Origin of the sequence: Sphaerisporangium sp. NPDC051011 (genome assembly GCF_040653595.1) — a bacterium.
In the GTDB taxonomy this organism is placed as follows: domain Bacteria; phylum Actinomycetota; class Actinomycetes; order Streptosporangiales; family Streptosporangiaceae; genus Sphaerisporangium.
Map to the genome: position 1 here is coordinate 96,428 of NZ_JBFAGG010000021.1, position 24,734 is coordinate 121,161.

At 71.3% G+C, this 24,734-nt stretch carries 28 protein-coding genes; 9 read left to right on the forward strand and 19 right to left on the reverse strand.

The window, feature by feature from the left end:
* Nucleotides 1-3: 3 nt before the first annotated feature.
* From AB0H21_RS35720 to AB0H21_RS35730, 3 genes are all read left to right on the forward strand, one after another.
* Nucleotides 4-444: a hypothetical protein gene (locus AB0H21_RS35720; protein WP_358525745.1), complete on the forward strand. Its 441-nt coding sequence runs from the start codon at nucleotides 4-6 to the stop codon at nucleotides 442-444.
* 211 nt (nucleotides 445-655) lie between these two features.
* A complete protein-coding gene (locus AB0H21_RS35725) occupies nucleotides 656-982 on the forward strand; it encodes a DUF2516 family protein (protein WP_358525746.1) in 327 nt (108 codons plus the stop codon).
* Between the two features lie 92 nt (nucleotides 983-1,074).
* Nucleotides 1,075-2,715, forward strand: a complete 1,641-nt coding sequence (locus AB0H21_RS35730) for a DUF2207 domain-containing protein (RefSeq protein WP_358525748.1) — start codon at nucleotides 1,075-1,077, stop codon at nucleotides 2,713-2,715.
* Nucleotides 2,716-2,748: 33 nt separating this feature from the next.
* Here the strand turns inward: AB0H21_RS35730 and AB0H21_RS35735 are convergent, their stop codons facing one another.
* Nucleotides 2,749-3,723 (reverse strand): asparaginase, encoded by a 975-nt coding sequence (locus AB0H21_RS35735; protein WP_358525750.1) that lies wholly within the window; start codon nucleotides 3,721-3,723, stop codon nucleotides 2,749-2,751.
* A gap of 80 nt (nucleotides 3,724-3,803) precedes the next feature.
* On the opposite strand from AB0H21_RS35735, the gene dtd reads away from it, so the two are divergent.
* Complete coding sequence (dtd, locus tag AB0H21_RS35740; RefSeq protein WP_358525752.1) at nucleotides 3,804-4,229, forward strand: D-aminoacyl-tRNA deacylase; 426 nt, start codon at nucleotides 3,804-3,806, stop codon at nucleotides 4,227-4,229.
* Between the two features lie 103 nt (nucleotides 4,230-4,332).
* On the opposite strand, the gene AB0H21_RS35745 is transcribed toward dtd, so the two are convergent.
* The 4 genes from AB0H21_RS35745 to AB0H21_RS35760 all read right to left on the reverse strand — a co-directional run bounded on the left by AB0H21_RS35745 (nucleotide 4,333) and on the right by AB0H21_RS35760 (nucleotide 7,072).
* Entirely contained in the window at nucleotides 4,333-5,394 is a 1,062-nt protein-coding gene (locus AB0H21_RS35745; protein ID WP_358525754.1) for a folate-binding protein, read from the reverse strand.
* Between the two features lie 78 nt (nucleotides 5,395-5,472).
* Nucleotides 5,473-5,619, reverse strand: a complete 147-nt coding sequence (locus AB0H21_RS35750) for a hypothetical protein (protein ID WP_358525755.1) — start codon at nucleotides 5,617-5,619, stop codon at nucleotides 5,473-5,475.
* A gap of 51 nt (nucleotides 5,620-5,670) precedes the next feature.
* Nucleotides 5,671-6,162 carry a Fur family transcriptional regulator gene (locus AB0H21_RS35755; protein ID WP_358525757.1) on the reverse strand — a complete coding sequence of 164 codons (492 nt, stop codon included), beginning with the start codon at nucleotides 6,160-6,162 and terminating at the stop codon, nucleotides 5,671-5,673.
* A gap of 409 nt (nucleotides 6,163-6,571) precedes the next feature.
* The gene (locus tag AB0H21_RS35760) at nucleotides 6,572-7,072 is read right to left on the reverse strand and encodes an FABP family protein (RefSeq protein WP_358525759.1); all 501 of its coding nucleotides are present in this window, start codon (nucleotides 7,070-7,072) and stop codon (nucleotides 6,572-6,574) included.
* A 99-nt stretch (nucleotides 7,073-7,171) separates the two neighbouring features.
* On the opposite strand from AB0H21_RS35760, the gene AB0H21_RS35765 reads away from it, so the two are divergent.
* A complete protein-coding gene (locus AB0H21_RS35765) occupies nucleotides 7,172-7,534 on the forward strand; it encodes a DsrE family protein (protein WP_358525761.1) in 363 nt (120 codons plus the stop codon).
* A 135-nt stretch (nucleotides 7,535-7,669) separates the two neighbouring features.
* Here AB0H21_RS35765 and AB0H21_RS35770 read toward each other — a convergent pair whose 3' ends face one another.
* The 4 genes from AB0H21_RS35770 to AB0H21_RS35785 form a co-directional block, all read right to left on the reverse strand.
* A complete protein-coding gene (locus AB0H21_RS35770) occupies nucleotides 7,670-8,383 on the reverse strand; it encodes a glutamine amidotransferase (protein ID WP_358525763.1) in 714 nt (237 codons plus the stop codon).
* Nucleotides 8,373-9,602, reverse strand: coding sequence for a MurT ligase domain-containing protein (locus AB0H21_RS35775; RefSeq protein ID WP_358525765.1), 1,230 nt, complete (start codon nucleotides 9,600-9,602; stop codon nucleotides 8,373-8,375). Before AB0H21_RS35775 ends, AB0H21_RS35770 begins: the two co-directional genes overlap by 11 nt.
* 141 nt (nucleotides 9,603-9,743) lie before the next feature.
* Nucleotides 9,744-12,830, reverse strand: coding sequence for an ATP-binding protein (locus AB0H21_RS35780; protein WP_358525766.1), 3,087 nt, complete (start codon nucleotides 12,828-12,830; stop codon nucleotides 9,744-9,746).
* A gap of 62 nt (nucleotides 12,831-12,892) precedes the next feature.
* Nucleotides 12,893-14,827 (reverse strand): hypothetical protein, encoded by a 1,935-nt coding sequence (locus AB0H21_RS35785; RefSeq protein WP_358525767.1) that lies wholly within the window; start codon nucleotides 14,825-14,827, stop codon nucleotides 12,893-12,895.
* A gap of 347 nt (nucleotides 14,828-15,174) precedes the next feature.
* Between AB0H21_RS35785 and AB0H21_RS35790 the strand changes: the two genes are divergently transcribed.
* The 3 genes from AB0H21_RS35790 to AB0H21_RS35800 are packed head-to-tail and all read left to right on the forward strand — an operon-like array spanning nucleotide 15,175 to nucleotide 17,335.
* Nucleotides 15,175-15,855: a hypothetical protein gene (locus tag AB0H21_RS35790; RefSeq protein WP_358525768.1), complete on the forward strand. Its 681-nt coding sequence runs from the start codon at nucleotides 15,175-15,177 to the stop codon at nucleotides 15,853-15,855.
* Nucleotides 15,852-16,511 carry a hypothetical protein gene (locus tag AB0H21_RS35795; protein WP_358525770.1) on the forward strand — a complete coding sequence of 220 codons (660 nt, stop codon included), beginning with the start codon at nucleotides 15,852-15,854 and terminating at the stop codon, nucleotides 16,509-16,511. Before AB0H21_RS35790 ends, AB0H21_RS35795 begins: the two co-directional genes overlap by 4 nt.
* The gene (locus AB0H21_RS35800) at nucleotides 16,511-17,335 is read left to right on the forward strand and encodes a hypothetical protein (protein ID WP_358525772.1); all 825 of its coding nucleotides are present in this window, start codon (nucleotides 16,511-16,513) and stop codon (nucleotides 17,333-17,335) included. Before AB0H21_RS35795 ends, AB0H21_RS35800 begins: the two co-directional genes overlap by 1 nt.
* Here AB0H21_RS35800 and AB0H21_RS35805 read toward each other — a convergent pair.
* The 10 genes from AB0H21_RS35805 to AB0H21_RS35850 form a co-directional block, all read right to left on the reverse strand.
* Nucleotides 17,220-18,647 carry a hypothetical protein gene (locus AB0H21_RS35805; RefSeq protein WP_358525773.1) on the reverse strand — a complete coding sequence of 476 codons (1,428 nt, stop codon included), beginning with the start codon at nucleotides 18,645-18,647 and terminating at the stop codon, nucleotides 17,220-17,222. The two genes, AB0H21_RS35800 and AB0H21_RS35805, sit on opposite strands and share 116 nt — an antisense overlap.
* Nucleotides 18,648-18,851: 204 nt before the next feature.
* Nucleotides 18,852-19,154 (reverse strand): DUF1416 domain-containing protein, encoded by a 303-nt coding sequence (locus AB0H21_RS35810; protein ID WP_358525775.1) that lies wholly within the window; start codon nucleotides 19,152-19,154, stop codon nucleotides 18,852-18,854.
* Nucleotides 19,154-19,993: a sulfurtransferase gene (locus AB0H21_RS35815; protein ID WP_358525776.1), complete on the reverse strand. Its 840-nt coding sequence runs from the start codon at nucleotides 19,991-19,993 to the stop codon at nucleotides 19,154-19,156. Before AB0H21_RS35815 ends, AB0H21_RS35810 begins: the two co-directional genes overlap by 1 nt.
* A gap of 14 nt (nucleotides 19,994-20,007) precedes the next feature.
* Nucleotides 20,008-20,421 (reverse strand): DUF4395 domain-containing protein, encoded by a 414-nt coding sequence (locus tag AB0H21_RS35820; RefSeq protein WP_358525777.1) that lies wholly within the window; start codon nucleotides 20,419-20,421, stop codon nucleotides 20,008-20,010.
* A gap of 87 nt (nucleotides 20,422-20,508) precedes the next feature.
* A complete protein-coding gene (locus tag AB0H21_RS35825; protein ID WP_358525836.1) occupies nucleotides 20,509-20,592 on the reverse strand; it encodes a putative leader peptide in 84 nt (27 codons plus the stop codon).
* A 32-nt stretch (nucleotides 20,593-20,624) separates the two neighbouring features.
* A complete protein-coding gene (locus AB0H21_RS35830; protein ID WP_358525779.1) occupies nucleotides 20,625-21,074 on the reverse strand; it encodes a thioredoxin family protein in 450 nt (149 codons plus the stop codon).
* A 68-nt stretch (nucleotides 21,075-21,142) separates the two neighbouring features.
* Nucleotides 21,143-21,979, reverse strand: coding sequence for an anti-sigma factor (locus tag AB0H21_RS35835; RefSeq protein ID WP_358525781.1), 837 nt, complete (start codon nucleotides 21,977-21,979; stop codon nucleotides 21,143-21,145).
* Nucleotides 21,976-22,488: a sigma-70 family RNA polymerase sigma factor gene (locus AB0H21_RS35840; protein ID WP_358525838.1), complete on the reverse strand. Its 513-nt coding sequence runs from the start codon at nucleotides 22,486-22,488 to the stop codon at nucleotides 21,976-21,978. The genes AB0H21_RS35835 and AB0H21_RS35840 overlap by 4 nt, the downstream gene beginning before the upstream one ends.
* 31 nt (nucleotides 22,489-22,519) lie before the next feature.
* Nucleotides 22,520-23,197: a DUF2993 domain-containing protein gene (locus AB0H21_RS35845; RefSeq protein ID WP_358525782.1), complete on the reverse strand. Its 678-nt coding sequence runs from the start codon at nucleotides 23,195-23,197 to the stop codon at nucleotides 22,520-22,522.
* A gap of 162 nt (nucleotides 23,198-23,359) precedes the next feature.
* Nucleotides 23,360-23,602, reverse strand: coding sequence for a MoaD/ThiS family protein (locus AB0H21_RS35850; RefSeq protein WP_358525784.1), 243 nt, complete (start codon nucleotides 23,600-23,602; stop codon nucleotides 23,360-23,362).
* Nucleotides 23,603-23,930: 328 nt separating this feature from the next.
* On the opposite strand from AB0H21_RS35850, the gene AB0H21_RS35855 reads away from it, so the two are divergent.
* On the forward strand, nucleotides 23,931-24,650 hold the full coding sequence (locus AB0H21_RS35855) for a response regulator transcription factor (protein WP_358525785.1): 720 nt from the start codon (nucleotides 23,931-23,933) through the stop codon (nucleotides 24,648-24,650).
* The last annotated feature ends 84 nt before the right edge of the window (nucleotides 24,651-24,734 follow it).

The window sequence follows — 24,734 nt, forward strand, 5'->3', positions numbered from 1 at the left end:
CCCATGCCTATTAACGACGAGGTCAAGAAGCTCGCCGAGTCCAAGCCGTTCTACGCCGTCGCCGGCGCGGGCGACTTCGCGATGGAGAAGCTGCGCGAGCTGCCCGGGCAGTTCCAGCGCCTGCAGTCCCGCCGGGCCGAGGTCGGCGAGGTCGCTCGCGATCTGCCGACCATGGCGCGCAGGTACGCCGGGAACGTCCAGGTCAAGGCCGAGGCCGTGGCCCGCGACCTCCCCGGCAAGGCCCGCGAGTACGCCGACACCCTCGGCGCCAAGGCCGCCGAGCTGTACGACGAGTTCGCCAACCGCGGCCGTAAGGTCGTCAGCCGGGTGACCGGCGAGGCCGCGCTGGAGCTCGAAGAGGTCGCCTCCAGCGCCCAGCCCACGGCCGCCGGCCGTCCGCAGGCCCGCAAGACCGGCGCCCGCGCCACCGCCGCCAAGCGCTGACACCGTCGCGGGAGCGGTCGTGACGATGCGGGCGCGGCCCGTCCCGGAACCCGGGGCGGGCCGCGTGCGTTGTCCCAGGGGACGGCTCGGCGTCGAACCCCCGCGCCGCCGCGTTCAGATGAGGTCACGATGATCGTCGAGGCCCGTTCGAGCGCCTTCCTGTCCGGGGCTAGGCTGAACCTGGCCGAACGCATGACACCTGGGAGAGGCGATGTTCGGAGTACACGGCGTCCTGAATCTCATATTCTGGCTGCTCGCCATCGCGGCGTTCGTCATGTGCGTTTGGGCCATGGTGCACGCGATCAGGACGCCCGCCCGCGCGTTCGCGGTCGCGGGCAAGCTCAGCAAGCAGCTCTGGCTGCTGATCCTCGGCTTCGCCACCCTGTTCTCGTTCGCCGCGGCCGTGCAGTACCTCTCGGTGCTGAGCATCTTCACGATCGCCTCGGTCATCGGCTCGGGCATCTACCTGGCCGACGTGAAGCCCGCCGTCAAGGACATCGGCAAGGGCGGCAACAGCGGCCCGTACGGGCCTTGGTGAGCCGCTGACCCCGTCCGGACTGTCCCGTTCGTGGGCATTCGACCGGTGATGCGCCCCTCCTGGGACGGCGGGGACCGCTAGGCTCACACGCCATGGTTGATCTCGCCCGTCGGCTGACGCTCGCGCCCGCGATCCTGATCGCGCTGAGCGTCCTCGCCGCCGCCCCGGCCCACGCCGAGGCGGACAGCGTGAACAGAACGGACGTCACCGTGGAGCTGCGCCCCGACGGCGCGCTGCACGTCAAGGAGCAGATCTCCTATACGGGACAGGTCCGGCGCACGCTGCTCACCCGCACCCGCCACGACGACGCCAACGACCGGATCTACCGCGTCACCGGCTTCACGGGCGACGGCGCCCTGTCCGGCGACACCATCACATTGAAGGGCTCCGGCAAGGCCACGATCGAGTACGACGTGGCGGGCGCCGTCACCCCGCTCAGCGACGGCACCGAGGAACTGCGCTGGTACGTCGTCAACGGCTGGTCGGCCCCCGTCAAGGACGCCGTCGTCACGCTGTCCGGCCCGGCCCCCATGACGAACCTCTCCTGCTTCGCCGGGGACATCACCTCGGCCACCGGCTGCACCTCGGCCGCCATGCTCGACGAGACCGGCGGCAGCGCCGAGTTCCAGCAGCAGAACCTCGGCGCCGGACAGGCCTTCACCATCGTCGCCGGCTTCCCCAAGGGGACGAGCCGCGGCGCGCCCATCCTGGAACGGCGCTTCGAGCTCGCCGGGGCGTTCACGCTCAGCCCCGTCACCGGCGGCGCCCTCGCCGGGCTGCTGGTGCTGCTGCTCGGCGGCCTCGCGCTGCTGTACCGCACGCGGGGCAGGGACGCGCGCATCATCGACAGCGAGTCCGGCGGCGTGGTCACCCCGCTGCGCGACGGCCGGTTCGCCCCGCCCGACGGCGTCCGCCCGGGGCAGATCGGCACGCTGATCGACGAGCAGGCCGACGTGGTGGACGTGACCGCCAGCATCGTCGACCTGGCCGTGCGCGGGTACATCCGCATCGACGAGCAACCGCGCGGCGCGTACGACGCCCCCGACTGGCTGCTGGTCAAGGTGCCGGAGGCCCCCCTGGGCGAGCTGCTCGACTACGAGCGGGCGCTGCACCAGGCGATCTTCGACGGGCGCGACGCCATCCTGCTGTCGCACCTGCACGGCTCGTTCGCCTCGGGGCTCGGCAAGGTGCGCGACGCGCTGTACCGCGACGTCGTCGCCCAGGGCTGGTTCGCGCGGCGCCCCGACTCCGTCCGCACCCGCTGGACCACGCTCGGAGTGATCGTCGTCGGCGTGGGGGTGCTGGCCACCGTCCTGCTCGCCTGGTTCACGACGTACGGCCTGCTCGGGCTGGCCGTGATCATCGCCGGTGCGGCGCTGTCGGTGGGCGGGCAGTACATGCCGGCCAAGACCGTACGCGGCTCCACGGCCCTGGCCCACACGCTCGGCTTCCGCGACTACCTCGCGGCGGGCGAGATCGGCGACGTTCCCCCCGCGCAGCGGATCGAGCTGTTCTCGCGCTACCTGCCCTACGCCGTGGTCTTCGACAACGTGGACCGGTGGGCGCGTGTGGTCTCCTCGATCGACGGCGACGGGCGGCGCGTCGACCACCTGTACTGGTACCAGGGCCCCGCCGAGTGGGACCTGTCCAAGTTCGCCGACTCGATGCGCACCTTCACCCTGACCACCTCGGGCGCGATCTCGGCCTCCCGCCCGTTCCGCCGCTCGATCTGATCACCGGCCGCTCACGCCGGACGTCCCGCGGCCTCAGACTTCGCCGCGCAGGCGGACCTCCCCGCGGACGCGGACCTCGCCGACCGGGCGGCCGCCGCCGTACTGCGGCGGGCTGGCGAGGGCGTCCAGCTCGGCGGAGTCCACCCCGAGGCCGAGCGCCCGCAGCGCGGCGACCGTCACCGGGACGCGCGCCCGCTGGCCACCGTCCACGATCTTGACGGTGGCCGCGCGGCCGTCCTCGTAGGCGAAGGCGTCGAACGCCTCGGCGCCCGCCTTGAGCATCAGCCCGGGGACCGCCCGCATCAGCGCGGCCTCGGGCCGGGACGTCCCGGACGTCCACACCGGGTGGGCGCGCATGGCGTCCGCGACGCGCCGCTCGTGGGTGCCGGGCGCGGCGAGGGTGAACGCGCGGAACGCGCGGGCGACCCCGGCCATGGACGCGAAGAACAGCGGCGCGCCGCAACCGTCCACGCCGGTCGCGGCGACGCGCTCGCCGGTCAGCTCCTCGACGGTGGCGCGGATCCTCCGCTGGAGGGGATGGGCGGGGTGGAGGTAGTCGCCGGTCGGCCACTCGTTGATCACGCACGTGGCGAGCATGGCGGCGTGCTTGCCGGAGCAGTTCATGGTGACGCGGGCGGGTCCGCCGCCCGCGCGGAGCACCCGGTGCGCGGTCACGGTGTCGCCAGGAAGGTCTTCGGGGCACAGCAGCGCGCTCTTGTCGAGCCCGGCGCCCAGGAGGATCTTGGAGACCCCCGCGACGTGGAAGTCCTCGCCCGAGTGGCTGGCGCAGGCCAGGGCCAGCAGCTCGTCCTCGAGACCGAGGCCCGCGCGGAGCATGCCGAGCACCTGCAGGGGCTTCATCGAGGACCGGGGCGAGGCGGCCGCGGCGACGTCGCCGTGAACGGCGACCGGCGATCCCTCGGCGTCCACCGCGAACACCCACGCATGGTGGACGGACTCCACAAATCCAGAACGGACGACTTCAACGACCAAAGGCTCGAAGGACAAGTTTTCTCTCCTTTCGCCCCCGAGTTTACGGACGCCCGCCGGGCCGCCGGGACTCTCCAGGGATGGGAGAATCAAGGACCATGCGTGCGGTGGTTCAGCGGGTGACGTCCGCGTCGGTGGTGGTCGACGGGCGGACGGTGGGGGCGATCGACGAGCCCGGTCTGCTCGTCCTGGTGGGCGTGACCCACGACGACGGCCCCGGCGAGGCCGCGCGCCTGGCCGCCAAGCTGTGGGGGCTGCGCATCCTGTCCGGCGAGAAGTCGTGCTCGGACATCGGCGCGCCGCTGCTGGTCGTCAGCCAGTTCACGCTCTACGGCGACGCCAGGAAGGGCCGGCGCCCCACCTGGCAGGCGGCGGCGCCGGGCCCCGTGGCCGAGCCGCTGGTCGACGCCGTGATCGACGAGTTGCGGAAGCTCGGCGCGCGCGTCGAGACCGGCGTCTTCGGCGCGGACATGAAGGTCCACCTCGTCAACGACGGCCCGATCACCTTGGTCATCGACATCTGACAGTGCCCGGCGGCCTCCGACGGCCTTCCGCCCCCGGTCATCGATCGGCCGACCAGGCGCGGACGGCCGGACGGGTGTTCGCCGAGTGTCGCCGGGCGGTGGGTCAGCGGATTCGACGGCGCAGGGCCGGGTCGATCGTCACGTTACGGCCGGCGTCCGGCGGCACGATGACCTCCTGCGACGCCGTGACCCCGCCCGCCAGCAGCACGGCGTCCACCGGGACGGTCCGCTTCACCACGGCGAGGGCGATCGGGCCGAGCTCGTGGTGGCGGGCCGAGGTGCCGACGAAGCCGATCTGTCCCGGCCGCGCGCCGTCCTCCACGTCCCCCTCCGCCGTCGTCCCCGCGCCGAGCGTGACGGGCGCGCCGTGCGGCGGCAGGATGTCGACGCTGCCGTCCAGGTGCAGGAACACCAGGCGACGCGGCGGGTGACCGAGATTGTGCACCCGGGCGACCGTCTCCTGCCCCCGGTAGCAGCCCTTGGTGAGGTGGACGGCCGCGCCGATCCAGCCGACCTCGTGCGGGATGGCCTTGTGATCGGTCTCGAACCCGGCCCGCGGCAGGTGAGCCTCCACCCGCAGCGCCTCGTACGCCCACAACCCGGCCGGCCGCAGCCCGAGTTCCTCGGGAAGGCCCGCCAGCCGCTCCCGCGGCACCAGCAGATCTCCGCCGATCGCGATGGCCCCCTCCGGAACCGGGACCGTCGCGGGCTCGTCCGCGGAGCCGGCGGGGCGCGGGGGCGCGACGGTCACCACGGCGTACGCGGAGGTCTCGTCACCGACCTCGACGCGCAGCATGAAGCGCATCTTCTCCAGGTAGGCGATCAGCGCGGCGGACGCCCCCGGCTCGACATGCCCCCACACGGACGTGCCATCGTCCACGAGCGTCAGATGATGCTCAACCCGGCCCTGCGCGTCCAGGAACAACGTCTGCGCGGGAACCCCGGGCGCGAGCGTGTCGAGCTTCTGCGAGCTGAGGTCGTTCAGCCATTTCAGCCGATCGGCCCCCGTGATCCTGATGACCTCACGGTCGCTCCGATCGACCACGGCCCGCCCGGCCGCCAGCGCACGCTGCTCGGCGTACGGCTCCCCGTAGTGCGCGGCCACGGTCTCGTCGGGCGCCTCGGCGGCCACCGCACCCGACCTGTCCAGCAGAGGACTTCGCATGCCTCAAGGCTATTGCCCCCACCCCGGTTCCCACTCCCCAGAGGGGCCCAACCAAGGGGCCCATATCAAGGAGGAGCGTCACACTGGACGATTCAACCCCTCGCGAAGGATTTCTTCATGGCGTTCCGCCAGATCGCCGGCCCCGGAGTTCAGGGTGCCGATGAACGACAACCGCCGGCCGCTTCCCTCAGTATCCGGTTGATCCAGGCTTTCATCGGCCTCCATCAGCCAGAGGGTCCCTTCCAATGCATCCCGGCACGCGTACAGACGAGGCGGTCAGGGGCGGCAGTTTTGGCAGCGGCCGAAGATGGTCAGGTGTTGGACGTCGGTTTCGAAGCCGAGTTCTTCGTCCAGGGTCGAGACCAGGCCGCCTACCAGGTCGGGGCTGACCTCGGTGATCTCGCCGCAGCCGCGGCAGACCAGGTGGACGTGGTCGGCCTCGCTGGCGAGGTGGTAGGTGGGGGCGCCGTGGCCGAGGTGGGTGTGGGTGACCATGCCGAGCTGTTCGAGCAGTTCGAGCGTGCGGTAGACGGTCGAGATGTTGACGCCCCTGGCGGTCTCCTGGACCTCGGCGCAGATGTCCTCAGGGGTGGCGTGGCCGAGCTTGGTCACCGCCTCCAGCACGAGCTGCCGCTGCGGGGTGACCCGGTAACCGCGGGCGCGGAGCTCCTCGTGCCACGTGGACGGCCCTGGCGACGTCGACGCCGCCTCCGGCGCGGAGGGCGTCGATGACGTCGAGGTTCGTGATGGCTGCCGGCTCCCGGTCATGGGTCCGAGTCTACGAGCATCGGCCTCGCGGCGAGATCCCTCGCGAGATCTCAGGGGTGGGACGGAGTGGCGGGAGTGTAGGTGGGGGCGGGATTAATCGCTTGCCTGCGCGAGAGGGCTCGCATAGCCTTCCAAGCACGCAGAAGGGAGGTGGTCCAAACAATGGTTGATCATTATTGGGCTAGCGAGGTGGCTGTCCGCTAGGACATCGCCGAGTCCGGACCTTCCGTCCAGACGTCGTGCCCCCCTCGGGGCACTGGCGGCGTCCGGCGAATTCAACGCAGACACCGGAACCCCGGGCAGCCGGCGGGGGCAGAGGATTTCCCCTTCCCCCTTGGTCCAGCCGGCCCGTCTCTCCATGAGACGGAGCACGCCCGGGGTTCTTTCTGTTTCCGGGTCGGCTTCCAGGTCAGCCGACCTTTTTGAGTTCCGCGGACAGGTGTGACGTCAGCGGGTGGCCTTCGGCGGCCATGTCGTAGGCGTACATCAGGTTGCCGCTGACCAGGCCGTAGAGCCGGTGGCCCGCCGTGTACTCCTTGGCGCTCTCGACGCGGGCGACGACGTCCGTACGCAGCTCGATCTTGTGGAACACGACCTCGCCGATGTAGATCTCGACGATGCCGGTCGGGTGGGACAGCAGCACTTCGAGCTGGCGTTCCGGCCGCGCCCGCCAGAACCCCGACTCGGTGGCGAGCGGGCGCACCATCGTGCCCTCGTCGTCGAGCAGCCACGTCTTGCTGACGTAGCTCAGGAACGGCTTGCCGTTGTGCTCGAACGTGATCTCCTGCCCGAACCGGAAGCTTTCGATCGTCGGGTAGCCGCCGACGCCGGCGCCCTCCCACCTGCCGAGGAGGAAGGCGATCGGCTCAAGGTCCGGATGCAGGTCGGGTTGCAGTGACTGGGACTCCATGGCACATGAGCCTAAATGCCTGGGACGAAACCCGTGCCGCCGACACCGGCACGGCATTGAGCCTGGTGGATCGCCGTCCGCGCCGCATAGGCTCAGATCATGGCACGATCAATGGTGATAAAAGTGACGGCCGGTTCTGATGCCCCCGAGCGTTGCAACCAGGCTTTCACGGTGGCCGCCGCCGCGCTCGCGAGCGGCGTGCCCGTCTCCCTGTGGCTCACCGGCGAGTCGGCGTGGTACGGCCTCCCCGGGCGGGCGAAGGAGTTCACCCTTCCGGAGGCCGTCCCCCTGACCGACCTGCTGGACGCGGTGCTCGCCGGGGGCACGGTGACGGTGTGCACGCAGTGCGCGGCCCGACGCGGCATCAAACAGGAGGACCTGATCGAGGGCGTGCGCATCGCCGGCGCCCCGACGTTCGTGGAGGAGGCGCTCGGCGAGGGCGTCCAGGCCCTGGTCTACTGACCGGCCGGCTCCACCCAGACGACCGGCCGAGCCGGGCCGTGAACGCCGCCCGAACCCGGGCCATCCCCGCGACACGGCGACACGGACGGCCCGGCGGCCCGGCGGCCCGGACGGCCTAGGCGGCCCGGACGGACGTCAGTGGGGCAGGACGGCCTTCAGGCGCTCGTCACGGAGCCGGTCGTACCAGGCGTCCTCGATCGGCGCGAGACGCCCCACCGTCCAGCCCAGGAACACGTCGGCGAGCCAGGGGTTACGGGCCAGCGCCGGCCCGTGCAGGTAGGTGCCGACGATCTTGCCGGCGTGGCAGCCCTCGGTGCCGTCGCCATTGCCCGTGCCGACCACGGTGCGTGACAGGGGACGCACGCCGGGCCCGAGCCGCGTCACGCCCATGTGATTCTCGAAGCCGGTGAGCATGTGCCCGCCGAGGCCGGTGTCGACCTCGGCGGCCAGCTCGCCCACGGCGCGGGCGGGGCCACGGGAGCTCTGGATGTCGAGCAGGCCGATGCCCGCCACCGGCTGGCCTTCCTCCCCGCCGAACACCGAGCCCATGATCTGGTAGCCCGCGCAGACGGCCAGCAGGGACGCCCCGCGGTCGATGGCCCGGGCGAGCCCGCCGTCGCGGCGCAGGCGCTCGGCGGCGAGGATCTGCGGGCGGTCCTCACCGCCGCCGATGAGGTAGATGTCCCCCGAGTCGGGCACCGGGTCGGCCGAGCGGACGTAGATCGTCTCGACCGGGATGCCCCGCTTGCGGGCACGCTGTTCGAGGATCAGGACGTTACCCTGGTCGCCGTACGTGCTGAGCAGGTCGGGGTAGATCCACACGAGGCGCAGGGCGCTGTCAGACGGCACGGCCGAACTCCGCTCGAATCTGCTGGAACGCTGTGTAGTTGGCGATCACGTCGATGTTGCCGGGCGCCTGGCGGACCACGGCGTCGTCGAACGTCTCGCAGAGCTGGAAGGGCACCTCGGCGACGTGCAGCCGCAGCGCCAGGTCGAGCCGCCGCTCGCCGGTGACGTACACCGGGCGGCCGCGCAGGATGCGGTAGTCGACGTCCCACAGCCACGAGGTGTCACGGCCGTCGGGCCCCTGGGCGTTCACCGACAGGATGATGGGCAGCCCGGGATCGGAGACCTCGAACGCCTCCAGCCACCCGGCGGGGTTCTTGGCGAGCAGCAGCCGCAGCGACCGCCCGTCCCGCTCGACGGTGGTGTAGCGGCCGGCCACCGAACGGACCTCGCGCAACCGGGGCAGCGCCCGCTCGACGGGCAGGCCGAAGGCCTCGGCGGTGGCCAGGGCGATGGCGGCGTTGGCGCGGTTGGCCCGGCCGGGCAGTTGCAGGTCGAGCACCCAGCGCTGCCGCCGGGGGTCGATCACCGCGTCCTCGTCCAGCACCCACGCGGGCTCGGGGCGGCGGAAGGAGCACTCGCGGCACGCCCAGTCGTCGCCCTTGCGGTCGAGCGGGCCGCCGCAGCGGGGGCAGCACCAGGAGTCTTCCTTCCAGGGCTGCCCGCACGACACCCACGTCACCCGGGCGGCGGTCGAGGCGCCCCAGGCGACCAGCGGGTCGTCGCAGTTGGCGATGACGTGCGTGTCGGTGCCGGTGAGCGCGCGCTGCCATTTCTGGGCCAGCAGCCAGATCTCGGCCGCGCGGTCCATCTGGTCGCGGCTGAGGTTCATCAGGCAGACGACGGAGGCGCCGGTCGTGTCGAGGACCTCGGGGAGGTACTTCTCGTCGACCTCCAGGACCGCCAGCGGCGCCTGCTTGGCCTGGGAGAGCGCGGAGACGTGGCCGGCGGGCATGTTGGCGCCGAACGCGTTGGTGGCGACCTCCCCGATCTCCTGCAGGGCCGAGGTGATCAACCGGGTGGTCGTCGTCTTGCCGTTGGTGGCGCTGACCAGCACGAGCTTACGGTCGGCGGCCAGCTTGCGCAGCAGGTCCGGCTCAAGCATCAGCCCGACGCGCCCACCGATCACCGATCCGTCGCCACGCCCGGTCACCCGGGACAGGGTGGCAGCCGTACGCCCGAGGGCGGTCGCGAGCTGAGCCCGCAGCGGTAGCTGGGTCATGCCCGAGATCCTAGTGCGGCCCGCCCGATGAACACTCAACCCAAGCCGTGTTCATGGCCGCGCCTCCGGCACGGCGGTTCGGGGCGCGCTTTAGGCGGCCCCGAACGAGCCTATGGCCTCGCTCCGCTCGGTGGGTTCGGGTCAGTCGGTGAAGGAGAGCTTCGCGTCCTTGTCCGCGCCTTCCTCGAACGTCATGACGAACCGGTCGGGCCAGGACAGGACGGTCTCCAGCCAGGCCGCGCCCATCGTCTGGGCGATGTGGCGCATCCGGTCGCGGGGCTCGACACCGAGGGCGACGGTGCCGTAGTCCTTCTCGATGCCCTCGTGCTCGTCGTCGCCGAGCAGCACCCGCCAGGCGAGCGTGCGGTTGCGTTCGATCTCCATCGACAGCGGGTGGTGGCGCAGTGCCTTGGCGCGGTGGCCGAGCAGCTCGGTGCGGGCCGGGGCGCCGTCCGGGGAGGTCTGGCCGTTTCCGGCGGGACGCGGGGACGGACGACCGGCGGGGTCGGCGCCGAACAGGGCGTACTCCATGGCCGGGGCCGGGCTGCCCGGGTTCGGCGCCTGGTGCCCGTACGGGAACAGCCGGTCGACCTCGTGCAGCCAGCGGACCTGCGGGATCACCCACGCGGCGCCCATGCGCTCCCCTGTGGGCGGCCGCGTGCCCGGCGAGGGGGTGAGCAGCGCCGCGGCGACCTCGGCGGCCTTCACCGTGAGCAGCGCGGGGTCGTAGAAGGTGCGCAGCGACCACGCCCGGGCGGCCACGGCGCGTTCGACGAGCGTGGCGAGCAGGCATTCGCGGCGGCGCGGCGGCAGCTCGGCCCAGGTGTCGGCGAGCACGCGCGGCACGCCGGGCAGGGACCGGTTGGCGCAGAAGGCGAGCACCACGGTGTCGGTCCAGATGCGCAGCCACGCCCACTCGGGGGCGTCGGCGAGCAGGTCGGCCTCGCGCAGCTCGAACAGCGTGCACGCCTTGCCCTCGACGCACTCGTGCCCGCACGCGGCCGAGCGGCGTCCGCGGATCGGCGGGGTGGGGCTGAGCAGGGTGTGCTCGCGGTCCTCGCCGAGGGGCACCTGGATGCGCAGCGGGCGGTCCATGCCGTCGGCGAAGACGGCGGCGATGCCGGGCTGCAGGGAGACGACCTGGCGGGACTGTTCCTCGCTCAGGTTGATGGCGGCTCCGACGAGCCTGCGGTCGTCCTCGGCGGGCAGGCGGTGGACGACCTTGAGCGCGGTGTTCTTCACGACGTCGGCGATGAGCTTGGTGGGGATCTGCTCGGCGACGACGATGCCCTCGCCGTAGGCGCGGATCTCGGCGAGCATCCCGGCGAGCAGCTCGACGGCGTGGGTGGCGGCCCGCTGGGAGCCGCGGTCGCGCAGCAGCCGGTGGGCCTCCTCGATCACGATGACATGCTGGAGTCCCTTGGCCTTCTCTTGGCGGGCGCGCATCCGCAGGTGCTCGACGATGCGGATGATCAGCGTGCCCATGAGGAACGCCTTGTCCTCGTCGTTGGCGACGTCCTCGATGGCGAAGACGACGTTGCGTTGTAACAGGCCCCCGATGTCGGCGGGGTGGCCGCCCTCGAAGAACCGCCCCGCCGAGCCGACCCGCAGGCTTCGCAGCCGCAGGCTGATGAAGCCCTCGACGTCGGCCTGCACCTCGTTGCCGTACCCGATCTCCTGGATCACCTCCAGGGCGTGGGTCTGTAACTGGGCCAGCGTGGGCACGGCCGGCTGGACGGCCGCGCCGGGGATGCCGCCGCCGGTGACGACGTCCCACCCGTTGGCCTCGTACACCCGCTGGAGCGCCAGCGACATGATCTGCGGGAACGGTTCCTCGGCGTCGAAGGCCGCCATGAACAGGGCCCTGACCATGTCGATGTGCGCCTGCACCGGGTAGCCGGGCTCGGGGGCCAGGGGGTTGACGCTGAACGGCACGTTGTCCGGCGCGGACGGGTTGATCACCGTCAGCGGCGCGAGGTGGCCGACGCGCCCGGCCATCGCGGCGTACTCCGACTTGGCGGGCTCGATCGCGAGCCACGGGATGCCGGCCTCGGTGAGCTGTTCCAGCAGGTGGCGGACGGTCTGCGACTTGCCCGAGCCGGTGGCGCCGGTGACGAAGGCGTGCCGGTTGAGCGTGGCCAGCGGCACGCGGAACGAGCCGACCGCGCGGTCCTGCCCGTCGATGATCGCGCCGAGGTCGAGGACGGGCTCGCCGGTGCTGCGGACGTCGGCCTCGCTGGTCACGTCGAAGAACCCGGCGTCGAGGACGCGGACGCCCGGTACCTCGCGGCGGGGCAGCCCGGCGAGGGCGGCGAGCGCTCCCGCGGTCGCGGCGAAGGGAGCGGCGGCGCCGTCGGAGGGGTCCTGCAGGGTGACGCCGAGCACCTCGGCGAAGCCGTACACCGGCTCGACGGTGGTGGAGCGCCCGAACCCGGCGAGGATCGGCAGCGACAGGGCGCTGCGCAGCCGGTAGGGGTGATGGCTCATCTCGACCGAGCCGACCAGCACGGGCGCGATCTGCCGCAGCTCGTCGGGGCCCGCCGCGCCGGCCAGGACGCGGACGTTCCACAGCCCCGCCTCGCGGAAGGCGTCGAGCTCCTGCATGCGCCGCTCGGCCCGCTCGGCGTCGTACCGGCTGCGCTCGGAGGCGTCGCCGTACTGGCGCAGCACGTTGAGCTGGGTGCGCAGGTGGGCGACCTCGGCGTCGAGCAGGTCGGTGGGCTCGGCCACGACCAGCCAGGCGAACGGGCGGGACATCAGCGTGACCAGCGTCGACTCGAACAGGGTGGGCCGCAGCAGGTCGTCGGGGCCGGGCTCCCTGCGCCCGCTGAGCGGCGGCGCCTGACGGCCGGGGCAGGGCGTCCAGGTCAGGTCGGCGAGGTCGGCCAGCCAGTCGTCGCCGATCTCGACGCCGCGCGCGCCGCCGGGGAACAGCAACGGCTGCGGCCCCTGCGGCGGCCCCTCGACGGTGGCGGTGGAGGCGCGGCGAGGCGGGCGCGGCGGCGTGAGCGGACCGGCGTTGGTGATCAGCTCGAGCGGCGCGCCGGATCCCCGGGACAACCAGCCGATGACGAAGGGCCGGTTGCGCTGGGCGGCGGAGAGCACGGCGGGCAGGACGGTGACGAAGTCCCACTCGGCGGACGAACTGCGCGAGGGCGCGGTGATCGCTTGGATGCGGTACCACGGACCGCTCAGCGGGAACGGCGCGCTGGGCGCTGCGGAGGACACGCTTGCCTGCATATCAAGCCCAAATCCCTTATGCCACCGACGTTTGCCAGGGGATTACCTGTTCAATGCGTTCTCCTCCAGTCCAGGCGCTCGGGCGGCGGGCCCAGATTGGGGGCGAACAGGTCCTCCTCGGAGTCCGGCTCGGGCCGCTCGGGCGGCATCAGGACCCGGCGTACCTCCTCGAACTCCCCCAATGTGGTCTTGGGGAAGGTGAGGATGGCAGGGTTGGCGTCGGCGAGCCGTACCTGGCGTCCCTCGGCCGTGGCGTGGGTGACGATCACCGATGTGGTGGGGAGCTGCTGCAGTTGGTGCGGCTCGACCAGGAACTCGCGGCTGCGGTGCATCACGCGCTCCTCGCCGAGGGCCTTCCTGGCGCTGCGCCCCCACTCGGTGGACTCGGTGATGCTCTCCTTGAGATCGCCCTCGGCCTTCTCGTGGTCCTCGGCGCCGCCTCGGCCCGCGCCGTCGCCGACGGTGGAGGTGTAGGAGCCGTTGAGACCGTCCACGGCCGGGCTGATGGTCTCGGTGAGCTGGGCCAGTTCCAGGCGATGCTCGGTGCCCATGTGCTCGCTGGCCACCCGGGCGTCCTCGGCGTTGCCGAGCCGCATGAACGCGACGGCGGCGTGGCCCCGGCCGAGGCGTTCCCGGACGGTCGGGGTGAGCGAGCGGTAGGTGAGCACGAGGCCGGTCTGGGAGGTCTCGCAGGCGTCCATGAGCCGGTCCAGGACGTCGCCGCGCAGCTTGTCCGCGCCCGCGACGATGATCGTGTGGTACCAGGGCCGCTCGGAGGCCGGGGACTGGCGCAGGATGTGCGTGAGCGCGGTCGCGACGTACGTGCCGAGGACGCGGTTGCCGAAGACCCCGGCCTGGCGGTCCATCGACACCACGCGCAGCCGCGCGGGCGGCAGCCGCACCGCCTCCGAGCCCAGGGTCTCCAGCTTGCGGAGCTGGGACTCAAGGGCCCAGGCGCGTTCGATGACGACGCGGTCGGTGACGCCCCGGCCGAACAGGGTGCCGATGCGTTCGAGCTGGGTGGCGGTGAGCAGGCCGTACCGCAGGTCGTCGCGCGGGTCGCCGACCTGGGCGAGCGCGCGCAGGGCTGCGGTGACCTGGTTGATCGTGGCGTTCTCGCCGAGGACTTCGAGCACCCGCTCCAGGATCGCGTTGTCGAAGCTCAGGTCGCGGGTGGTGCGGTGCTCCTCGCTGACGCTGACGACGTGCGCGAGGACGTCGGCGAACGCCTCGGGCGGCAGCGTGGCGCCGAGGTCGAGCCGCGGCAGGTCGGTGGGCAGCACCCACACCAGCGGGTCGTCGCCGCCGCGCCGGGCCAACTCGATGAGGTCCTTGGCGATGGCGCCCTCGGACAGGTCCAGGACGGTGAGGTGGCCGCCGCTGTACAGCCGGGTGGCGCCGAGCAGCGTGATGAGGGCCGACCAGCCGGGCAGGGTGCCGCCGGCGACGTCGATGCGGTCGATCTCGTCGGGGACCGCGACGGCGTACCAGGTGAGCTGCCGGTCGTGCTGCTCCTTCTTGGCGGCCCACGCGCGGTAGCGCTCGGCGTGCTGCTCCTGGGCGGTGTGGAGCTCGCGCTCGCGGCGCCTGCGCCGGTCGTCGGCGCGGGCCTCCTGCTCCCTGATGCGGGAGCGCAGCGCGCGCTCGCCCTGGTGGACGGCGTACCAGCAGATCGCCGCGACGCCGCAGGTGACGACGAGCCCGGCGGTCACGAACGTCCAGTCCATGGTCTCGGTGACGCCGAGGATGACCATGAGGATCGCGAGGACGAGCATGAAGACGCCGACGATCTTCATGGGACGGTTGAGCAGGTCCTCCTTGAGGCGCTCGCGGCGCACCCAGTTGGGGTCGACCTCCGCGGCCTCCTCGGGGACGTCCTCGGGCGAGGGGCGCTTGGGCGGCGGGCCGGGCTCTGGATACAGCATCGCGTACTGCCAGCCCAGATAGATCCGATCAGCTTGCAGCTGCGCATGCTCTGGGTGCACGTCCGCCACCGGACCTCCACCTGTCAATGGTCGCGCTCGCCGGGGAACCACGACCGTATCGTGCCGCTCGTGCCGCGTGGTCGGCTCTCCAACTGTGACAGCGTATGAGGTGTCCCTCGCATTCGGACAGGGTTCTCGTCATTCGGCCCGAATTCCTCGCCCTCACCCCCCGTCAATAGGACAAAAGGGGCGAATGGGATAGGTCGGCATGGACGCCCGGAACGCTCACCATTGCTTGAAGCATCTTTGCCGCGACGAGCGCCTTCCTGGGCCTTCTCCCCGCGAATCCCACTCGCATGGGACGAATGAGGCGGAAGGGGAAGAAGCAGCGGCTACCATCCTGTCCCATGACGTCCGCCGCCCCTCCCGACGCCCCGCGCAGACGGCCGATCCTCGTCCCCGTCCTGGCCGTCCTGGCGGCGGCGGCCATAGGGGTCAGCGCGGCCTTCGGCGGGCTGGAGGACGCGCCCGAGCCCAAGGCCGAGCAACTCGGCAAGGGCGCGACGTTCGACCAGGGCAAGATGAAGACGGTCTTCGAGGACGCGGTCGTCCGCCCTGGCCGGATCGGGCTCGGCGTCCCCGACAAGCGCTACCTGCAACTCGTCCTGAAGGTCACCAACCAGTCGAAGAGCACCATACAGGCCCAGGGGATGACCACCGCGCTGATCGCGGTACGGGCCGACGGGAAGACCATCATGCCCGCCTCCGACCCGAGCGACCTCGGCCCCCGCGTCGTGGTGATCGCCGGGGACAAGACCTACTACCAGCTCCACCCGGACGTGCCCGAGACGGTCGTGATGTCCTTCGAGCTGCCCGACGCCGCGCCGCCCCCCAAGACGGTGCAGATCGATGCGGGCACCTACAAGTGGTACGAAAGCTTCTTTTCCAAGACGCATGAGTGGACGCCGGTCTCGGAGCTGGAGCCCCCGACCGCCCAAGCCCGGAAGAGGGGCAGGAAAGAGAGCAGCGTCCCGGTCCCGGTCGTGGGCGCGAAGATCACCATGCCCGTCAGGGTGGAGGGCGCGTGATGGTCACCTCGCCCGGACTGGTCCCGGACGCTCCCTCCCGTCCGGCGCCCGCGCCACCGCGTCGCCGCCGCGTGCCCCTGTGGCGCAGGCTGCTCGCCGCCGTCCTCGGCCTGGCCCTGGTGTGCGGCGCCGTGTACGTGCAGACGTTCGTGCTCGACGCCGACCGGCTCAGGGCGCCGCTGACGGTCTCCGGCGGCATGCACGACGAACTCGTCACCGACACGTTCTCGGCCCGGCTGGAACGGGTGGAGTTCGCCAGGACGATACGGATCAAGAAGACCTACGCCACCGACGAGGCCACGACGGATCGGATCTTCATGATCGTCAAGGTCGGCGCCACCGCGCCCCGCCGGCCCGTCCAGCTCGCCGCGTACCTGCTCACCGCCGACGGCCTGCGGTTCGACCCGACGGACCGCGTCCCCCCGGGCGCGACCTTCTCCGACAAGTGGGTGCAGCCGGGCTGGTGGCGGTCGGGCCTCTACTTCTTCGACGTGCCGAAGGAGCGGGTCGCGGGCGCGCGCGTCGTCGTCAGGGAGCCGCAGACACTCTTCGGCGACGACTGGGTCTCCGAGGTGTCCGCCGACCTCGGGCTGGACGCGGCCGAGGCAGGGCGGATGATCAGCGCCGCCAAGGACGTCTACGAGGTGACCGGCTGATGACCGAGCAGAACCCCGACGACACCGGCGTGTGGCGGCACCCCGCCGCCGGCGAGCCCTCGTGGTTCGCCCCGTCCAGGCGCGTGCCCCGGCCCGACGCGCGGGTCTGGCCTCCCCCTCCCCCGCCGCACGAGCCGCCGGGCAGTTCCACCGTGCCGATTCCCGTCATCGGCGCCAGGCCCACCTACCAGCCGCAGGCGTGGCCGCCCCCCGCCCCTCCGTCCGCTCCCGTCACGCCCCCGGCGCCCGCCCCTGAGCCCCCGGCCCCCGCGCCGGAGCCCGCCGCCCCCTCCCACCGGCGCAGGCGGCCGATGTCCAGGCCGGTGAAGATCGGCCTGCAGTTCTGCGGCGCCCTGATCCTCACCTCGGCCTACCTGGGCGTGACCTGGTACGACTCCAGCAGCCGGTACGAGCAGAACAACCCCCCGCCCACCGTGCGCCACGTCGCCCAGGGGCAGTCGGCGCCTCTCGCGGACGCCACGTGGCGGCTGGTCGGCGTCGCGGTCGCTCCGTCGCAGTACCAGACCCCGGAGACGCCCGACCGGGAGATGATGCAGATCGAGGTGGAGGCCACCGGCCTGAACGCCGACGCCAAGTACCTGTCGACCACGCAGCCGGGCTTCTACCTGAGCGACAAGGCGGGCCGCCTCTGGCTGGCGCTGGCGGCCAAGACCCCCGAGGACCTGGGCGCCGGGAAGACCGGCCGCTTCACCTTGATGAGCGCGGTCCCGAAGGAAGTGGAGGAACAAGTGGAGCTGGTGATGTGGCAGAACGAGTACGCGGGGAAGAACCAGTCCGGGCCGTCTCTGCGCTTCGCCCGCTGACCGCCCCGGCCTCGGCGGCCCTGCGCCTGCGTTCGGCTCCGGCGGCGATGTCGAACGTCGCCGCCAGCAGGCAGGTCGTCAGCACCGCCACGACCAGGTCGACGGCGAAGCCGAGGGGGACGTTCAACACCTCCCAGTACAGGTAGGGATGGTCGTTCCCCACCAGGTAGTGCAGCCCCCGCCGCGCGTACCCCTCGCCGACGTGCAGGGCTGCGAAGCACAGCGCGAACAGCCCGAACAGGGGCGCGCCACCCCGGACGGTGAGACGCAGAGTGTGCGCGATCGGCACCCAGTGCCCCCAGCGGCCGAAGAACCGGCCGAGCGTCCGGCGGGTGAGGGAGTGGGTGCGCGCGGTGATCCTCTGCCCGGCCTGCGCCGCGGGGTCCTCCAGCCGGGTGCCCCTGATCACGGTGCCGGCGTCCTCGGCGTAGGCGCCGTACATGAGGATGGCGACGGTCAGCCAGGCGGCGGGCAGCACGAGCGCGTCCCAGACGTACGGCCGCACCTCGCCGACCAGCCCCCAGAACGTCTCCCATCCGGGGACGTGCAGTTCCATGGTCGTGAGCCAGTCCTGCCACCAGCCGAAGGCGGCCCGGCCGCTCACCCAGTCGCCGCGCGAGGCGACGACCTGCACGCCGTAGTAGAAGAAGGAGAGCTCGCAGAAGGCGACGGAAAGGGCGGCGACGCGGCTCCGGTTGCGCTCGTACCAGATGGTCAGGAAGTAGCGCCCGACGAAGGCCACGATCATGATGGCGAACGTGGCGGTGAAGTTGAGCGAGGTGAGCCCCTCGGCCGTGCCGTGGCCCTGTCCCGTCCCGAAGTCTCCCCAGGCGCCCAGCTTGCCGTACTCCGTGCTCTGCCGCGCTATGTCGGTGTTCAGGAAGTCGCGCACGTCCTCGGAGTACCAGCCCCAGCTCAGGTAGAGGACGACGAACGGGATGATGACCCGCCCGATGCCGTCGACGAAGCGCTCCGGCTCGTCGCCGTCCGCGCGCCTGGCCCGCATCTCCCACAGAGAGCCGCGCAGAGCGGAGAACATGCCCGCGCTGACGATCAGGCCGGCCAGGACCATGATGATGAAGATCAGCATCGTCAGCGCCAGCCGCAGGTCGGGCATGGAGCCGTGCGAGATCTCGGTGCCGCCGACGAGCAGGCCGAACCGTACGAGCTGCCCCGCCGAGTACCACATCACCAGCGGCAGGGCACAGCGCCCGGCCAGCCGCAGCGTCTGCCAGGGCAGCGACCATACGGACGGTGCGTAAGGGACCCGTGGGGTGCCGGGGGTGCTCTGCGTACGGAGGGATTCGGACATCCGGTGCATCCTATCGACGGCCTCCCGGAACCCGCAGCAGCATCAGGCGAAGCGCGGGCCTATTTCAAGGGCGTTGAAACGGACGTCCGGCGGCCGCGTTTCCCGGACGGCCGGGCGGGGCCGGCGCTCCTCCACGCCACCCGACACGCGAAAGGCCGGCGTCCCCCACGCGGGGACACCGGCCTTTTCGTTGGGTTCAGCGGGTCAGACGGCGACCTGGAGCTGGGAGACCTCGCCGAGGCGGGCCTCCACCGGGATGTCCTTGGTGAAGCCGCCGCCCGCGATGATGCGGACGGTCCAGGAGCCGGGAGCGGCGAAGAAGCGGAAGATGCCCTCGTCGGACACCACGACCTCACCGGTGAACTCACCGGAGTGGTCCAGCAGGCGAGCGTAGGCGGTGCCGGCGCCGGTCACGACGCCCTGGATCACGGCCTGGCTCGCCAGGTCGATCCCCGCGGGCAGCGCGATGGTCTGCTCCGGCGCGGCGCATCCCTGGATGGTGGTCATCAGCGGGCCTCCCCCAGCTCGATCGGCACGCCCACGAGCGAGCCGTATTCGGTCCACGAGCCGTCGTAGTTCTTGACGTTCGCCTGGCCGAGGATCTCGTGCAGGACGAACCAGGTGTGCGCGGAACGCTCACCGATGCGGCAGTAGGCGATGGTGTCCTTGCCGAAGTCGACGCCGGCCTCGCCGTACAGCGTGCGGAGCTCGTCGTCCGACCGGAACGTTCCGTCGTCGTTGGCGGCCTTGGACCACGGGATGTTGCGCGCGGTGGGGATGTGCCCGCCACGCTGCGCGGCCTCCTGCGGAAGGTGGGCCGGGGCGAGGAGCTTGCCGGTGAACTCGTCCGGCGAGCGGACGTCGACCAGGTTCAGCTTGCCGATCGCGGCCACGACGTCGTCGCGGAAGGCGCGCAGCGAGTGGTCCTGGTCCTTGGCGACGTACTGCGTCTCGGGACGAGACGGCACCTCGGTGGCCAGCTCGCGGGAGTCCAGCTCCCACTTCTTGCGGCCGCCGTCGAGCAGGCGGACGTTCTCGTGGCCGTAGAGCTTGAAGTACCAGTACGCGTAGGCGGCGAACCAGTTGTTGTTGCCACCGTAGAGGACCACGGTGTCGTCGTTGCCGATGCCCCGAGCCGAGAGAAGGGCCTGGAAGCCCTCACGGTCCACGAAGTCGCGGCGGACCGGGTCCTGCAGATCCTTCTTCCAGTCGATCTTCACGGCGCCACGGATGTGGCCCTTGTCATAGGCGCTGGCGTCCTCGTCGACTTCGACGAGCACGACACCAGGGGTGTCGAGGTTGGCCTCGACCCAGTCGGCGTCCACCAGTACGGCGGAGCGGCTCATTAGGGAACCTCCCGTTATCGGGTTGCGGCGGGCATTAGACGGCGGATGATCAAGTACATTTCGCAGCCCAGGCAGTAGCCGAAGGCGGCGTTCAGGAAGGCGGCCAGCAAGGCCGCGGCGGTCGCGCCGAGCGCGAGCGGTGTGATCTGTGCGGCGAAGCCGAGCACTCCGGCGAGAGCGAAGATCAGGCCCACACCCTGCGCGAAGCGGAGCGGGGCGGCGTCTTCCATCTCTGCCGGCGGGCCGAGCCTCGGCCGCACGAACCGTCTGAAAAGCAACCCGTATGGCGGGGCACCGGCCAGTCCCAGGGCGAAGACCACCGCCTGGGCGAGCAGCACCCAGACGTTGCCCGTGAGCAGGACCAGCGCCAGGATGAGCGTCGTGACGGCCGCGGCGAACCGCGTGCTTCTTGGATCTACCTGCTGCATGGCGAGGAGCTCCTGAAGGTTCGTGCCGGAAACGCGTGATCGGGCACTATTCAGATCGGTGCGGCGGGATGGGCCGCGAGATCGCCCTCAGGCCATACGACAGAGCGCGGTGGCTACGCGGCAGAAATCAACCGCGCGCCGCTTGGTCAGCAGCTCTGTCGAGGATGTCATGCCCACGACAGTACCCGCCGTCTTGCCATCTGTCACGTCCCGTCCGTTTCATGAGATGTCATGAAACCCAGCGCGGCGATCACATCCGCCTTGCGGGGCTGGCCGGAGGCCTTCTTGACCACCCGGCCGTCGCGGTCGAGGACCAGGACGGTCGGCGTGCGCATGACGTCGAAGCGGCGCACCAGGTCGAGCCGGGACTCGGCGTCGATCTCGACGTGCCGCACCCCGTCCACCATGCCGGACACCTCCGACAGGATGCGACGGGTCGCCCGGCAGGGCTGGCAGAAAGCGGTGGAGAACTGGACGAGCGTGGCGCGCGCGCCGAGGTCGTGGCCGAGATCGCCGGCCGCCATGACGGAGGTGTCGTCCATGCCCCTCCTCTTCTTCGTCGCGTCGCGCACGCGCCCGCCGCGGGCCTTCATCACCACCCCGGCGAGGAGGCCCGCGGCGAGCGTGGCGCACAGCACCACCAGTCCTGTCATCGCCACCCACAACACGCGCCCCGCCCGTGCCATTCCCGCCGCGCCCGGCAGGACGTGGTGACGTCCGGCTAACGGTTGCGGACCGACACGAGCAGGCGGCCCGTCGAGGTACGGAAGTCGAACCTGCTGATGCGGTCCATGCTGAGGTCGGTGTGCCCGGTGAAGGTGAAGGTGGCGGATCCGCCGCGGGGGTAGTCCGCGGCGTCGATCGTCCAGCTCCCGGCTCCGGACTCCGCGCCGTCGAGGTCGACCGCGATGACCCGGCACGGGGTGCCCTGGCTGAGCCCGGAGATGCTGATGTTCAGACTGGTGCCCTCGCCGCTCTGGACCGGCGTGATCCGCGCTTCGACGCCCGCGTTCGTGCCGATGAGCGGCTTGGGCGTCGGGGGCGCCAGCATGATCTCCGGCGACGTGGCCGAGTCGGCGGCCGAGGGACCGACCGTGGGGAGCGGCTCGCTGTTCCGCCCGGCGGAACCCGCGGTGTCCTTGGCGAACCGCGACGCGTCGGGCGCGGTACTACTGGCCGTTCCGGCCGCCGGGGCCCCCGCCACGGCGGTGTTCCCCGGCCCGGCGTTGTCCTGCACGGCCATCCACGCCGCGCCGCCCACCACGATCGCGCCGACCGTGGCCGCGAGGCCCATGAGGAGCCGGTTGACCCGGCGGCGCCGGGCGGAGGCGGCGATCAGGCGGTCCAGCACGGCCGTGGGCGGGCTGGCGACCTGCTCGACGTCCTCCTCCGAGACGCGCGAGAGCAGCGCGCTCAGCCCGCTGAGCTCCTCGAACTCTGCCCGACATTCCGGACATGTCTCCATATGGGCCTCGACCCGGGCTGCCTCGTCCGCGTCTAGGGCTCCCAGCATGTGCGCCCCGAGCGACATCCGTACGTCCTCACAACCACTGCTCATGGCGCCAGTCCCCGCTCCTCCAGCGCCAGCTTCAGCGCGCGAAGCGCGTAGTACGTGCGCGACTTGACCGTGCCGGGCGGGATGCCCAGCACCTCGGCGGCCTCCTTGACCGACCTGCCCCGGTAGTACGTCTCCATCAGCACCGCGCGATGCTCCGGACGCAGGGCCGCGATGGCGTCGGCGACGCCCCAGGACTCCACGGCGCGCTCCAGTTCGTCCTCGGCGGGCAGCACGGCGAGGGCCTCGTCCGAGGTCTCCTGCGGGCGGGACTTGCGGGCGCGGTGGTGATCGACGACGAGATTGCGGGCCACCGTGAACAACCACGCGCGTATGGGCCGGTCGGCCAGCACGTCAGGATGCTTCCACGCCCGCAAAAGCGTCTCCTGTACCACGTCCTCCGCCTTGCCCGGATCGCCCGTCAATCGCAACACGTACCCATAGAGTGACCCCGCGTGCTCGTCGAAAAGGCTGCGGATCAACTGCTCGTCGGCGGTTCCGGCGGGACTCACATCCTCAAGACGTACGGCCGCGCGTTCCGGTTCAGGCACGCAGGGGCACATCCCTGCCGAGCCCTTGGACCTGCAGGCCCTCGGCCGTGGTCCGGACGCTCTGGATGTGCAGGTTCAGCGGCAGATCCTTGATCGGGACGGTGAAACCCAGCACCTTGGCGGCGTCGGGCACCTGGATGCCGTTGACGTCGGACGGGGTGAGCCGCACGCCGCCGGGGACGATCTGGATCTTCAGCCGCGCCGAGACCGGGACGGAGATGCCCGCGACCGTGACGTTGCCGCTGACCGTCAGCGAGTTGTCACCGTTGCCGTGCAGCTTCAGCCCGCGCGGCACCCGCGCGTCCAGGGTCTCGCGGGAGATCACGATGGTGCCCGTCACCTTGTCGGCGCGGATGTCCGCGGTCGCGGAGTTCTGAATCAGGTCCATGAGCGGGGCGTTCACCCCGTGCAGGACGGCGTCGATGCGGGAGAGCTTGACACCGTCGGGCGTCGTCATCTTCCCGATGTGCACCTGGATCTCCTCGTACCGCCCGGAGACGGCCTGGGTCAGGAACGGGATGCCCTCGACCGTGACGGTGGGCGGCGAGGACAGGTCGTACCGCGCGGCGACCTGGCGGGCGACCTCTTTCTCGACCCCCGCCACGGCGACGCGGTCCAGGACGGCCAGGAGGATTCCGAGCAGGACGAGGAACACGACGAGCTTGCGCATCCGACTCCTCCGGGGGTCCGCCTGTGATCCAGACTAACCGCGCCGACCTACTCCCCCGCGTTATCACCGCAAAACGCAGGCTCGGCGGTATTCGCCCCGACCGCACACCATTGGCCCCCGGCCGTACGCCATGCGCCGCGACCCCACGTCCACGTTCGGGCGTCAGCCGCCGGCGAAGGGCGGCAGGACCTCCACCGTGGCCCCCTCGGGCAACTCGACCGTGCTCGGGTCGCGGGTGCCCGCCGGATGGCCGTCAACGAGGAACGACGATCGCCCGAGAACCCTCGGCAAGTCGGATTTGCCATGTTTCTGCGTGATTTTCGCCACGAGCTCCCCAAGAGTATTCGCCTCGAACGATTCCTCGTCGACCCCAGCGGCCGCCCTGGCCGCCGCCCAGTAGCGCACGATTCCCCTTGCCACCAGGCACCTCCCGTGTTACCCATGAGTACCGCACGGGCGCCCATCACCCACCGCGAGGGAACGGTTACGGCCATTTCCCACGTGATGGACTGTTCACCCTGCGGACTCCGCTATGGACGCCGGATTCCTGTGGGCTATCCTCACGTACTGACGGGACCTGGGCGACGTAGCCCCCGGGTCCTTTACGTGTTTGTACGGCTAGCACCGTTACAACGCGGGGAGGAGGCCGATGCGGTGAGTGAGCGAAGCTCTGCCGCCACTATGTCGCCGTGCCGCTCTCACCCCCTGATCAGCCTCGGGACTAGGAGGTGCTGTGAGTAACCTGCTCTTGCTCACCAACGCTCTGGAACCCTCGGCGGAGGTTCTGCCCGCCCTCGGACTGCTGCTCCACTCCGTACGCGTCGCGCCCGCGGAGGCCTCCGCGCTCATCGACGCCCCGCCGGCGGACGCCGTGCTGGTCGACGCGCGCAGGGAGCTCGTCCACGCGAAGAGCCTCTGCCGCCTCCTGCGCACGACCGGCGTCGACTGCCCGCTGATGGTGATCGTCACCGAGGGCGGACTGGCCGCGATGACCGCCGAGTGGGGGGCCGACGACGTCCTGCTCGACACGGCGGGTCCCGCGGAGGTCGAGGCCCGGCTCCGGCTGGCCGTCGGCAGGCTCTCGATCGCCGCCACCGAAGAGGTGCCGGACGAGATCCGCAGCGGCGACCTGTCGATCGACGAGGCCACCTACACCGCGCGCCTGCGCAACCGCGCCCTGGACCTCACGTTCAAGGAGTTCGAGCTCCTCAAGTACCTCGCGCAGCACCCCGGCCGGGTCTTCACCCGCGCCCAGCTGCTGCAGGAGGTCTGGGGCTACGACTACTTCGGCGGCACGCGCACGGTCGACGTCCACGTGCGACGGCTTCGCGCCAAGCTCGGCGCCGAGTACGAGTCGCTGATCGGCACCGTCCGCAACGTCGGATACCGCTTCGTCCCCGACCGCGGCGGCGAGCAGCTCGACGACCGCGAGCCGGCGCCCGCCCACCACTGACCTGTTCGGGGCGCGGCGGTGTTCTCGCCGCCTGAAGTGCGCCCCGAACCGCCGTGCCGGAGGCGCGGCCATAGGCACTGTTCG